The sequence below is a fragment of the Rhodopirellula sp. UH5 genome, from assembly GCF_056839225.1.
Genome location: NZ_CM166390.1, coordinates 237,793 through 250,561 on the forward strand (window position 1 = coordinate 237,793; position 12,769 = coordinate 250,561).

At 58.4% G+C, this 12,769-nt stretch carries 9 protein-coding genes; 5 read left to right on the plus strand and 4 right to left on the minus strand.

Annotated elements, in window-relative coordinates; genetic code table 11:
- Positions 1 to 130: 130 nt before the first annotated feature.
- Positions 131 to 1,612, minus strand: coding sequence for a DUF1501 domain-containing protein (locus tag UH5x_RS00850; protein ID WP_482634380.1), 1,482 nt, complete (start codon positions 1,610 to 1,612; stop codon positions 131 to 133).
- A gap of 226 nt (positions 1,613 to 1,838) precedes the next feature.
- Between UH5x_RS00850 and UH5x_RS00855 the strand changes: the two genes are divergently transcribed.
- On the plus strand, positions 1,839 to 3,251 hold the full coding sequence (locus UH5x_RS00855; protein ID WP_482634381.1) for an enolase C-terminal domain-like protein: 1,413 nt from the start codon (positions 1,839 to 1,841) through the stop codon (positions 3,249 to 3,251).
- A 619-nt stretch (positions 3,252 to 3,870) separates the two neighbouring features.
- On the opposite strand, the gene UH5x_RS00860 is transcribed toward UH5x_RS00855, so the two are convergent.
- Together UH5x_RS00860 and UH5x_RS00865 are read right to left on the minus strand one after the other, a co-directional pair.
- Positions 3,871 to 4,758: a serine/threonine-protein kinase gene (locus UH5x_RS00860; protein ID WP_047813428.1), complete on the minus strand. Its 888-nt coding sequence runs from the start codon at positions 4,756 to 4,758 to the stop codon at positions 3,871 to 3,873.
- A gap of 252 nt (positions 4,759 to 5,010) precedes the next feature.
- Positions 5,011 to 7,170, minus strand: a complete 2,160-nt coding sequence (locus tag UH5x_RS00865; RefSeq protein WP_482634382.1) for an alpha-amylase/4-alpha-glucanotransferase domain-containing protein — start codon at positions 7,168 to 7,170, stop codon at positions 5,011 to 5,013.
- Between the two features lie 32 nt (positions 7,171 to 7,202).
- Between UH5x_RS00865 and UH5x_RS00870 the strand changes: the two genes are divergently transcribed.
- From UH5x_RS00870 to UH5x_RS00880, 3 genes are all read left to right on the plus strand, one after another.
- Positions 7,203 to 7,385: a hypothetical protein gene (locus UH5x_RS00870; RefSeq protein ID WP_482634383.1), complete on the plus strand. Its 183-nt coding sequence runs from the start codon at positions 7,203 to 7,205 to the stop codon at positions 7,383 to 7,385.
- Between the two features lie 1,209 nt (positions 7,386 to 8,594).
- The gene (locus UH5x_RS00875) at positions 8,595 to 9,740 is read left to right on the plus strand and encodes a DUF4013 domain-containing protein (protein WP_482634384.1); all 1,146 of its coding nucleotides are present in this window, start codon (positions 8,595 to 8,597) and stop codon (positions 9,738 to 9,740) included.
- 75 nt (positions 9,741 to 9,815) lie between these two features.
- Positions 9,816 to 10,283, plus strand: a complete 468-nt coding sequence (locus tag UH5x_RS00880; protein ID WP_047813433.1) for an NUDIX hydrolase — start codon at positions 9,816 to 9,818, stop codon at positions 10,281 to 10,283.
- A gap of 496 nt (positions 10,284 to 10,779) precedes the next feature.
- On the opposite strand, the gene UH5x_RS00885 is transcribed toward UH5x_RS00880, so the two are convergent.
- On the minus strand, positions 10,780 to 12,222 hold the full coding sequence (locus UH5x_RS00885; RefSeq protein ID WP_482634385.1) for a hypothetical protein: 1,443 nt from the start codon (positions 12,220 to 12,222) through the stop codon (positions 10,780 to 10,782).
- Between the two features lie 172 nt (positions 12,223 to 12,394).
- Between UH5x_RS00885 and xseB the strand changes: the two genes are divergently transcribed.
- Complete coding sequence (gene xseB, locus UH5x_RS00890) at positions 12,395 to 12,769, plus strand: exodeoxyribonuclease VII small subunit (protein ID WP_047813435.1); 375 nt, start codon at positions 12,395 to 12,397, stop codon at positions 12,767 to 12,769.

Here is a 12,769-nt window from a genome sequence, read left to right on the forward strand (position 1 = left end):
TTTTGACAGCCCAGGGCAGTGGTGGTCCGAATTCTTGACGAATTCGGCTACGGGGTGGGTTGGGACGGAGGGGCGGTGGTGATCCGAATTCTTGGCGAATCCGGTTGCGGGTGGATTCGGCTGCGGTGGGTTAGGCGATGATCTCGTGGATGGGGCGGACGTGTTCGACTCCGACCAGCTTTTGATCGAGGCCGCCGTAGAAGTAAGACAGCCGGTTTGGGTCGAGGCCCATTTGGTGCAAGATCGTGGCGTGCAGGTTGCGAACGTGCAGCGGGTTTTCGACGGCCGCGGCACCAAGTTCGTCGGTGGTGCCGTGGCTGATTCCGCCCTTGATTCCGCCTCCGGCCATCCACATGGTGAATCCGTAGGCGTTGTGGTCGCGGCCACTGCCGTTGGCGTATTCCGCGGTGGGTTGGCGTCCAAATTCGCCGCCCCAAACGACCAAGGTTTCATCCAGCATGCCGGTTCGTTTCAAATCGGCCAGCAACGCCGCGATGGGTTGATCGGTCGCACCGGCGTGTTTGTTGTGGTTGATTTCGAGGTCGCCGTGAGCGTCCCAGTTGTCGTCGTTGTGGGCGCCGCCGCTGTAGAGTTGGATGAACCGGACGCCTCGCTGGGCCAGTCGGCGGGCCAACAAGCAGCGTTTGCCGAACGCCTGTGTCTTGGGGTTGTCCACCCCATACATCGAGAGCGTTTCTGCCGTTTCGTCGGAAAGATCCACGGCTTCTGGTGCAGCGGATTGCATTCGGTACGCCAGTTCGTAACTTGAAATTCGCGATGCCAGAGGTTCTTCGCCGACGTGTTGACCCAAGTGGCGACGATTGGCGTCTTGGATGGAATCGATCAGGCGACGTTGCAGTCCGGGCGGGAAATCCGAAGGCGGATTCAAGTCGAGAATCGGATTGCCTTCGGTACGGAACACGGTGCCTTGATAGGTTGCGGGCATGTAGCCACTCGACCAGTTCTTCGCTCCGCTGATTGGGCCGCCGGTGTGATCCAGCATGACGACGAAGCCCGGCATGTTCTGGTTTTCGCTGCCCAGTCCATACGTCAACCACGATCCCATTGCTGGCGAGCCCGACAGGATTTTGCCGCTGTTCATCATCAGCATGGCGGAGCCGTGGATCGGTGAGTCCGCGGTCATGGAATGCAAGAACGCGATGTCATCGACATGCTTGGCGACGTTGGGGAACAGCGTGCTGACCATTTTGCCGCACTCGCCGTGCGGGGCAAAATCCCAACGCGGCTCAACGATTCGGCCACCGGCTTTGTGCCCGCCACGACCGAAGGTTTTGACGTCGACGGTTTTGCCATCCATGCCCTTCATCGCGGGCTTGTGATCAAACGTGTCGATGTGGCTGGGCCCGCCATACATGAACAGAAAGATCACCGTCTTGGCTTTGGGGGCGAAGTGCGGTGGTTTGATCGCCATCGGTCCGGCTGATCCAGCGACCGGGGATGCCGCCGCCGCTGATGCCTGTGGCAACAATCCATCGGAAGCCAGCATCGAGCTCAGTGCCGCTGCTCCGAATCCACAGCCGGTTTCCCACACGAATTCGCGGCGGGTGCGACCACAAAAGTTCCCTGGACGGCTTGATCGAGATGCGTTCATGGCGTGGTGGTGGGCAGGTGGGTTGGGATAGAAGGCGGGGCGATCGGACCGGCCTAGGAGTTGACGTTGATTCTTAGGAGGTCACTTGCGTTTCATTGTAAACCAGATCGGCGAGCGAAGGCAATCGTTTCGCCGAAATTCTGCATTGCCGGAGGTCACTGAAATGCGATCGGGTGCGTTAAACTGCTGGCGAAATCACTTTGTCCCTTCCACCTCGAGTCCCGCCTTGTCCGCTCCAAAGCCACTTTCTTTCCCCGTGAATCCTGCCCCGACCGCTCTGAAACAGTTCGCATTCACGTTGCAATCCGAGTCCTATCGCTACCGAACGCCGATGAAATTCGGCGGGCGAGTGGTGGAGGAGGTGACGGTTTTGACGGCGGAGTGCACCGCGACGAACCAAGCCGGTCAAGTCGCCGATGGCGACAAGATCGGGGTGGGCAGCATGACGATGGGAGTGACTTGGGCGTGGCCGGACGCGGCTTTGTCGGATGCCGCGAAGTTGGAAGTGGTGATGGAATTGGCGAGCCGGATGGCGGCGCAGGCCAATGAGCTGTCGGGCACGTTGACCGGCCACCCGATGGAGATTTGTTTGCAGTTGGCGAGTCGCCGCGACGAGTTGGTGGAAGCGGTGGCGAGTGGTCACGAGCTGACGTCGCCAATTCCGGAACTGGCGATCCTGTTGGCCGCGTCGCCGATCGAAGCCGCTTTGTTTGACGCTCACGGAAAAGCGGCCGGGCAGAGCAGTTACAGATTGCTGTCGGCGGAGCATCTTCCACCGGATTTGGCCGAGATGACTGGCGACGATCGCTACGCGGGTTTGCGATTGGATCAATTCATCTCTCAGTCGCCCGTCGCGACGTTGCCGCTGTATCACTTGGTCGGGGCGTTGGATCCGTTGACGGAGGCTGAATTGACGAAGCCTGTCGGCGATGGCTTGCCAGAAACGCTCGGTGAGTGGATCACTCGCAACGAGCTGACTCATTTGAAGATCAAGCTGAACGGCGACGATGCGGATTGGGATTTCCGCCGTGTTCGTGACATCAACGCTGTTGCGAACGAAACGACTGACCGCGGCGCGTCGACGGGCAAGCCGTGGTGGTTCTCGTTGGATTTCAACGAGCGCTGCGAGGACGAAGCGTATGTGTTGGGGTTGCTGGATCGATTGGAATCGGAGTGCCCAGAAGCTTTCGAGCGGATCCAGTACATCGAACAGCCGACGCATCGTGATTTGAAACGGCCGAACGCGGTGACGATGCATCAGGCTGCGGCGCGGATTCCGGTTGTGATCGATGAATCATTGACGGGGTTGGAAAGTTTGCACCTGGCGATCTCGCAGGGGTACAGCGGCATTGCGTTGAAGGCTTGCAAGGGGCACGCGGAAGCGTTGTTGCTGGGCGCGATCGCGGTGCACGAGAATTTGTTCTTGTGCGTGCAGGATCTGACGTGTGTGGGGGCGTCGCTTCTGCACTCGGCGTCGCTTTCGGCTCATATTCCTGGCGTGGCCGCGGTGGAGAGCAATGGGCGTCAGTATTGCCCCGAGGGCAATGCGGAATGGATGGCGAAGTTCGGGCCGATGTTTGAGGTCCGCGGCGGCAGCGTGCCGACGAGTTGTCTGGACGGGCCAGGGCTTGGGTATTGAGTGCCGGCCAATCGCGGACGTAGTGGACGAGGCCACGAGTCCTCTGTTCGGGCTCTTGTCGGTGGTCGCAGGCTGGATCAAGCAGGTTTGTGATGGTGGCTCAATCCTAAACGATTGGTCTGTCACAGCTAAAAGTGAGGGTTGATCGTAGTGGACGAGGCCACGAGTCCTTGGATTTGACGCCGGTTCAGGACTCGTGGCCTCGTCCACTACCCTAAAAACAAGTCCTGACAGACCAATCGTGGTTCGGCCACATTGGGTTGCACCAGAGTAGAACCGTTGTCCTCAACGGTTTGCGTGCTGGCTTGTTTTTTTCGCGAAACGCAACGCGGATGCGAAATGGTTTTGACGCAGAGGTGGGGAGGCGCGGGCGCAGAGAGCGGGGCGGTTTCGGGCACTGAATCGCGAGATTCAATGCGACTGCTTTTTGTTGTGCCTCTCGCTTCGCTTGAGCGATCCCATGCGTCTCTGCGCCTTGGCGTCTCTGCGTCAAGGACACTCCATCGCTCTGCGCTGCACGAGGGGGGAGGCCTCTAGAGCAATGGAACCATCCGAATTCTTGGCGAATCCGGCTACTGTGGCGCGTGGGGATTCTTGGCGAATCCGGCTGCGGGCTTTGCTACGCGACGCGGCGTGATCGGCGGCGGGTGGTTCGAGTCACGGTGGTTCCCGATGTGGAGCCGGGGACGGTCAGGGATTTGATCCGGTCGAGGGCGTTGGCCATCGCGACTCCGTCTCGGAAGCGTTTGAGTGGTTTGGGATCCATGGATTTGCGGATCCAGTCCACGAACTCTTGGTTCAAGCCACGACGCAGTTTGGCGTACGACGGCAACGGTGCTTCGAACGGGTACTCTGGAAGAGCACCTGACAGCATCCGGTAGATCACCAGCCCCAGCGAAAACACATCGCTGCGATAGGTTGGTTTCCCCATCGCTTGTTCGGGAGCGATGTAGCCGAGGGTTCCCGATGCGGACACGGCATGTCGGCCGCGTTCAATCCGCGCCAACCCGAAATCGGTCAAGCAGATTTTTGAGTTGGGAAACAGGATGAAGTTTTCGGGTTTGATATCGCGGTGCAGAATGCGTCGCTCGTGAGCGTAGGCCATGGCCGAGGTCATTTGGCGAACGTAGTCGAGCGTGGTCGCGCGAGCCATGCGGCGACTCAAGCGATCGTGCAAGGTCTCTTCCCCGAGCGGGAACACCATCACGAAGTGGCCGTCGATGTAGCGAGCGTCCTTGAGCGGCAAAATGCTGTCGTGAGAAAGACTCGCCATGATGCGAACCTCACGCTGCAGGTCGTCTGCCGATTGGTGAGAGTCCGAAGACGCGGCCTCCGGAATCTTCAACGCCACGTCACGATCTTCGATCGTGTCGTGGGCGGAGTAAACGGTTGCAAAACCACCTTCGCCAAGCTTTTTGACGAGCCGGTATTTGTCCAACCGCATGCCGACGCGAAGGCGACGCGTTGATTCGCCGGGGTCCATCACCAATTTCAAACGTGCCGTCACGGGCGTTGCCTCAAAAGAGAAATCGAATTCGCACGGCGAAGGGCTCGTGCCGACCCATCGAAATCACAACCAATTCGTTTGTCGAAAAAACAATTTGCTGATCAGCCAATCTTTGACGAACCAACTTTTCCATCTTCGAAGCCAGCAGGCAGGAGTCTTCGGGTTTGTGAGCCTTTTACTTTTTCAACGCACAACCGGGGCTAACGCCCAAACGGCTCACATGGCGATGTCCCATCATTCCTGCCAACCTGCTTAGACGTTCACATGATCGTGCTGTTGGACTTCGATCGCGTTTTCACAGCGAGTGGCAATGTCGATCGTGACCGCCCAGCGACCTTCCGCGTCCGCGGTGATGATCCAGTGAGGCATCACGCACACCGATTGGTGAACGAGCTCAAAACCGGCTTCACTTTGGCTGACCGTTTCCACGGGGAACGCCCACACACCGCTTTCGCGATCGGTCCGCAAGTCGATGTCGACGCCGAGCCAGCGATCCGACAGCGAAAGTCCGTGAACGTCTTGCAGGTCCAGGCGTTCGCCGAGTTGCCCCAGTTGATTCCCGTCCACATCGCTGAAGTAACGGTCGTCGGCTCCCGAGGGCAAACCGGCGAAGTTCCATTCCACGGCAAAGTGCAGTGGGCTGGCCGGTGGCAAGTTCTCGAGCAAGTAAGTCACGGACAAGTTGCCACTGTCTTGTTGGAGCGTCACAGCTTTGGTCAGCGTGATTGGGATCCCCCAAGCGTTGCCGTCGCGACGCAGTTGAGCTTGCACACGGTCGCTGCCTCGACGCAGTTTGGCTTCGAAAGGCAAATCGACAAAGTCGCCTCGTTCGGGTGATTCGCCACGCGAGACTGATTCGAGGGTCGCTTCGTTGTCGAAGAAGTGGTCCATCAAACTCTTGCGAGCGTAACGGTCGTACTGAATCATCTGATCCAGGCCTTCTTGTTTGAAAACCACTCGGTCGTGGATGCTGGCCACATCGCCACCAGCGGCACTTGGCCCAGCCAAAACTTTTCGGTGATAGGCTTCGGGGCGTCGCTGCAGGGTGGCCAACAAGTTGTGGTTGATGCCTCGCAAGTCCCACTCGTACATCCGGCCACCTTGGGCGGGATCGATCCAAGCGACCATGGATTCGTTGGACAAGCGGATTTCTTGTTGTCCGTCGTAGTCGTAATCGCCGGCGGTCGCGGAAACGGTGTTCAGCGTGCCTTCGATTTCTTGCAGCAGCGTGTCGGCTTGGATCAGGTGTTCGTAGATCGCGTTGCGAAGGTGAGGCAAGTAGATTCCGCCGAACGCACCGTGCCAGTACGGGCAATTGCATTGACCGCGATACAGGTGATCGCGAATTTCGGCGAGTTCACCGGCGTCGTGTCCGCTGGCTTCGGCTTTGGCCAGGCGATCGCTGACGTGCATCATGCGAGCGTACATCTCGTTGGTTTCTTCGTACTTCACCTTGAAGTTCCGCCAGAAACCGCCGCGCACGAAGGATTCCAAGTGGCCCCAGCGTTCGTCTTCTTCCATCGCGTGGGAAACGTCGTCGAGAATCTCTTGTGACTCGGCGGGCAACGACCAAACGGTCATTTCGCGGTAGCTGCAATCGGGCAGGTAAGCCTTTCCGGCGGGAGCAGCGTTTTGGATCGACTCGGCCAACGTGACCGTGTGCAACCACTCTTGGTTTTCGGTCAAGGCGTCGAAGAACGAACGCAACCAGCCTTCGTCGTAGACGTGCGACTTGGTGTCGGGCCAGGTGCCGAATTTTTCGCCGTCGTCGCCGAATGTCATCACGGCACCGGGATTGGAATGAGCGATCCCGCGAAGGTAGTCGATCGTTTCGTGAGCGGGGCGGAATGGGATTGTGTAGCGAAGCTGTTCGCTGCCAGGGAAGACGCGAAGCAGTTGGCCTTGGTCTTCGACGACGAAGTAGCTGCGCAATTCTTCTTCCGCCATCCCAGCGGATTTGAAGTGGTAATCATCCAGCACGGTGTAGCGGATTCCCGCCGCGGCGACGTCGGCGGTCAGGCCGGATTCCCAGACGCGTTCGGGCATCCACATGCCAGCGGGCGTGACGCCCAAGTTGCGTTGCAGCCACGAGTTGTACGACTGGATTTGGCCGACACGGTCGCGACGTGGCAACATCGTCAAGATCGGTTCGTACTGAGGTCCGCCCACGATTTCGATGCGTCCTGCTTCGACCAGCAAACGCACGCGGTCGAGGTACTCGGGGTGGCGTTCGGCCATCCACAGCATCAACGGGCCGGAAGTGTGCAGGGAAATGTTCAGTGCGTCGTACGGTTCAAACACTTCCAGAAACGGCAAGTAGCTGTCCTGGTAGGCTTGTTCAAACACGCCATCGAAGTTTCCGATTGGCTGGTGGTTGTGAAGGACCAAGCAAAGGTGAACGTGAGGCGACATGGGCGCTGGGATTCAGTGTGTGGAAGGACGTCGTGAAACGGGCGATGACGGTGCGCGAATTTTACGATTTGCATGCATGGCGCGAATGCAAAAAACAACCGGATTTTTCGAAACGACCCGAATGTTTGGGCGAGCCAAATTCGCTGGTCGTTTCCAGCCGGTTAATCGGCGCAATCGTCACACTCGCGACAACCGCTGCGAACATCATCGGCTGACGGTTGTGCCGGCTTGAGCGGAAACGACGGTCGTAACGATTCTGCGGATTGGAACGACAGCCCAAAAGCTAGCTGTCGGAGGCGTGCGGTGTGGGTGAGCTGGAGTTTGGATTGGGTGGGGAGCGGTTTGAGGTAGAGCGTTGGTTGACGGAACAATTGGGGACAATTGTTCTACTCTGGTGGTGCTCGGGTCACGGTGGGGACCACCGTGCTGCGGGTTATGCGGCCAAGCTGTAGCTCAGTGGTCCTCCACCACGAGGGACGCTGGGGCGCTGCTCTCCGCTCTGGAGGCGTGCGGTGTGGGTGAGCTGGAGTTTGGATTGGGTGGGGGACGGTTTGAGGTAGAGCGTTGGTTGACGGAACAATTGGGGACAATTGTTCTACTCTGGTGGTGCTCGGGTCACGGTGGGGACCACCGTGCTGCGGGTTATGCGGCCAAGCTGTAGCTCAGTGGTCCTCCACCACGAGGGACGCTGGGGCGATGCTCTCCGCTCTGGAGGCGTGCGGTGTGGGTGAGCTGGAGTTTGGATTGGGTGGGGAGCGGTTTGGGGTAGAGCGTTGGTTGACGGAACAATTGGGGGCAATTGTTCTACTCTGGTGGTGCTCGGGTCACGGTGGGGACCACCGTGCTGCGGGTTATGCGGCCAAGCTGTAGCTCGGTGGTCCTTCACCAAGAGGGACGCTGGGGCGATGCTCTCCGCTCTGGAGGCGTGCGGCGTGGGTGAGCTGAAGTTTGAATTGGGTGGGGAGCGGTTTGAGGCAGAGCGTTGGTTGACGGAACAATTGGGGGCAATTGTTCTTCTCTGGTGGTGCTCGGGTCACGGTGGGGACCACCGTGCTGCGGGTTTTTGGGGCCAAGCTGTAGCTCAGTGGTCCTTCACCAAGAGGGACGCTGGGGCGATGCTCTCCGCTCTGGAGGCGTGCGGTGTGGGTGAGCTGGAGTTTGGATTGGGTGGGGAGCGGTTTGAGGTAGAGCGTTGGTTGACGGAACAATTGGGGACAATTGTTCTACTCTGGTGGTGCTCGGGTCACGGTGGGGACCACCGTGCTGCGGTTTTTTGGGGCTGGTAGGATTCATTCTGCGCTGCAGTTCTGCAGCCCTGTGATTCTCTGCCCCTTTCCACTTACCAAGACCCTTTCCGCTCAATCATTTTCCAGCCTTGCTGGATTGGATTACCAAGATCGCACGCGAGACTTCGAACACCGGGTATGCGACGAATTTTTCAATCCATTCGAAAAGCCATCTGGACGCTGTTTTGCCTCGCGTCGTTGGCGTTGATCTTGGCGTTTGTGACCGCGCTGCCGCTGTTGCAATTGATCACGCTGGGATACTTGCTGGCTGTCGCCGGGCATTTGGCCTCGGGGGGGCTGCTCAAGGACGCTTTGCCGAATTTGAACGCGGCGGGTGTGTTTGGGGCGGCGTTTTTGGCCTTGGCGATTGCCTCTGCGCCGACCCGTTTGCTGGCCCATTGGGAATCCGTCGCCGCGGTCATTGATCCCGGTTCGCCGGATGCGACTCGGCTGAGGATGGGAGCGATCGCGCTGTCGGCGTTCTTGACCGTTTACTTGGGTTGGGCGTGGGTGCGTGGCGGTCGTTTGAAGCACTACCTGTGGCCCCAGCCCAAACGCTTTGTTCGAGAGGCTTGGCGTCCATCGACTTGGTCCCGGTTCGCCGATCAAGTCTGGGAGTTCCTGCGAGACCTGCGAATTCCCGCCTTGTTTTGGATGGGGATTCGCGGAGCGCTTTTGACGTTGGTTTGGTTGGTTCCCGCGTTTGTGATCATGGGCGTGACTCGGCAAGGCGACAACGCGGCCGATGGAGTCTTGGGTGTGGTGGCTTTGATTGCGCTCGCGTTCGTGTTGCTGTACCTGCCGATGTTGCAAACTCATTTTGCAGCCCAAAACAATTGGCGAGCGATGTTCCAGTGGCGGCAAGTCCGAAGCGATTTTCGTTATGCACCCTGGTCTTGGGCCGGGGCGATGTTGGTCGGGTTGGTGCTGATGCCGATCCCCTTGTATTTGTTGAAGATCGAAGCCACCCCGCAAGAAATCACCTGGTTGCCTTGTTTGGTGTTCGTCGCGTTCATGCTGCCGGCTCGAATCGCAGAAGGGTTGGCGCTGCGTCGATGCCGGCGGCGACGGGCCGAGGCCGAATCTGGCGATTGGGTGCCGAGTGTTTGGGCGGGGCGATGGTGGTTCGTTTCTCGCTGGGCGGTCCGCTTGGTGGTCATGCCCGCAATCGTGGGCTTTTACATGTTGGTTCTGTTGGGCAGTCAATTCACCAGCTGGGATGGGGTGGAAACCTGGGTGCGCCAGCACGCTTTGTTGGTGCCCGTGCCGTTCGTTGGCGTGTGATCACGTCCGCATCTCACCGTCGAAACTTGCTTTGGTTCCCTTGTTGTGTCGTCGCTCAAGTGGTAGAAGCGAAGCATGACTCGATTGCCCCACGCGAAACAACCGCACTCCCAGCATCGCAGCCGCAAACGCGGTGTGATCGGTGTGATGTTTCGCGAAGAGAAATTGCTGATCATTCGCCGTTCACTGACCGTCAATGCGCCAGGCAAATTGTGTTTGCCGGGCGGAGGCATTGAGGCCGGGGAAAGTGAAGAAGAAGCACTCGTGCGAGAAATGCAAGAAGAGTTGACGATCGATGTGACGCCAAGGCGATTGTGTTGGCGGAGTGTCACGCCGTGGGGAACTCGCTTGGCCTGGTGGCTGGCGGAGTTTCCTGACCAGGTGGATCCGGTGCCAAATCCTGAGGAAGTTTCGGAGGTGCACTGGATGACGGCCAATGAAATCGTCCAAGCACGTGGGACACTGCCTAGCTTGCCTGAATTTGTGGCGGCGTGGCGAAAGAGCGAAATTGACCTGCCATGGAAAGATTCCTCGCAGACCTGAGCGGAAACTCACCTTGTCGGTCGCTGGTGTTCTGCTACGCTACGCGATTCGATCCGGCCAGTGTTTGATTCGCCCCTGTTTGGAACGCCAAAGATTGGCGATGCCTCACTGCGAAATCTGGCCATGCACGCAAAACACGAACATTTTTCCAGGAGAGCGAACTAGGTGGGTACCAAGAAATCTGGCAAGGGACGACGTAAAGTAGGCCGCAAGAAACGACGGATGCGAGCCAAGATTCGTCACCGCAAGAAATAATCCTTGCTGGCGGGCTGATTTTTTCGCCGCCTGGTTGTCGCCTCATCTGATCGCCGCCCAAGTGGATTTCCGCTTGGAGCGGTTTTTGCATGCAGTGATGGAGGGGAGGCCTGGCTGTAGGTTGGCCACTCTTGGCCGACATCCAAAACTCTGAGGGGCAAGAGTGCCCATCCTACCCGCATCTGTTGGAGCGTCGTTGACGACTCAGTCGACTCGCCGTCACGCTTTGCGCTACCAAGGATCACTCGCTCTCGGATTGCAGGCCCAGTTCGGCCAGCCATCGGCGACCGGCTTTGGGATAATCTCGGGCATCGCGTTTCTCGCGTTGCAGCTGTTCGATCTGTTCTTCCAGCTCTTCCGCACGACGAGCCAGCGTTTGTCGTTCCCGCGATAGTTTGGCGCGTTCCAGCGAAACTTCGATTTCGGCCGTGCGGAATTTGTCTTCCCATTCGGTTTTCAATTCTGCCAGTCGGGCGCGTTCGGCCATCACCAATTCATCGGAGTCGACCATGCCAGCGATGGCGGCGGCACCGAAGGCGACATTGTCGTTGCGTGTGTCGGCACGGTTTTGCAGCAGGATTTGCAATTCGTGAATCTCAGCGTTGCGTTCGGCAATCGTTTGTTCTGCCTGCGACAGTCGATCAACCAGATCGTCGATGAACGCCACCGGGTTGTGGATCCAATCTGGATCAATCGAGGCAGCAATGTCTTGAGATGACTGCGACAGGGATTCCAGGAACGACTCCGCGTTGAAGTCGTCGTTCTCCATCTGTTCCAGAATCTTTGCCTTGCGTTCTTCCCAAGACATCGAATCGTCGCAGCCCTGCGTGTCGGACACGGTGCGAGTGACGCCGGACGATGCCAGTTGGGCAGCGAGTTCTTCATTCTGGGTTTGCAGTTCGTGCGAACGCATGCGCTCCGACTGCAGTTCTTCCTCCAGTCGATGGACTTCGGGCGAGACCAAGTCGACGTAGTCGGTTGGTGCTTCCTCCGCCATTGGCGGTTGCCAGGAGCCAGCGGTCGGTTCGGTGGTGGGCTCCGGTTCGAGTTCCGGGTTCTCCGAATGCTCGTCGTAGGCTGGGTCAATCGCTGCTAAGTCAGCCAGAGCTGAGTCTTCGAAGGCAGAGGCTTCTGCAAAAGAGGTGTCTTCGACGTAGGTCGGCTCTTCTTCGTACGCAGAGTTCTCGTCATAGGCCAAGTAATCGTCGTAAGCGATCTCGGGCGATGGAGGGGGCGTTTCCGCGTCGTCGGGTTCTTCCGCGAAGGTGAGTTCGTCAGGTTCGTAGGGTGTTTCCGCTTTGAGCGAGAGTTCCGCTTGTTCGGAGGGAGTCCCCGACAGCAGATCGAACTCGTCCAAGCGAGTGGTCAAGCGGCCTTCGAATTCGCTCAGCAGCGAGACGATTTCTTGCAAGCGAAGATCGATTGGCGTGGCAGCATCGGAAACAACGTCCACGATGTCAGCGCGAGTCAGCCCCGCGCCGCTTGAAGCGGATTTCGCTTGAACTTTGTCGTTCGGATCGTTTGGAGTGGATGTGTTGGTTGACATTGCAGTCGATTCAGGGACTTGCTCGCAAGGATTTTGGGTCCCTTCGATATTGCCAGCACCGAGTTGCTCCACCTGTGGCCGCGATTGCGGAGCAGGAAGAGTCAGTCGTCGCTTTCGTTTTCGGTTGTTTCGAGCCATGTGGCTGGAGATTCAAATTCCGGGGCAAAATCGGGTCAGGCGTGGCCTGATGAGTGCGATGCACTGTCTGCTATAGTTCAAGAACACCGCTTCTCCGGAACACTAGACCACAAACAATTGCTGGTCAAAAAATCGCACCGACCATCCTCATCCAATCCGGGAAAATCAAGTTTTGGCTAAGAAGAAACGGAACCCCCCGGCGGACGAGACCGGCACAGTCGACGCGTCTGCGACGGATCTCGCGGATTTCGAAGCAACGTTGGGTGATGTCGAATCCATCGTCCGAAAGCTGGAATCCGGGGCGTTGACGCTGGATGAATCGTTGAAGCAGTACGAGGTGGCGGTGTCCAAGATGCGACAGTGTTACCAGTTGCTCGACGTGGCCGAACGCAAGATCTCCGTCTTAGCGGGCGTGGATGCGGAGGGGCGTCCGGTGACGGAACCGCTTGAGAACATGTCGGGCGGCGAGTCGTTGATTCAAAAGCAGGCGTCTCGCGGCAAACGTCGCGGAGTATCTGGCGCGGAAACCTTGGAGGATGATGAGTGA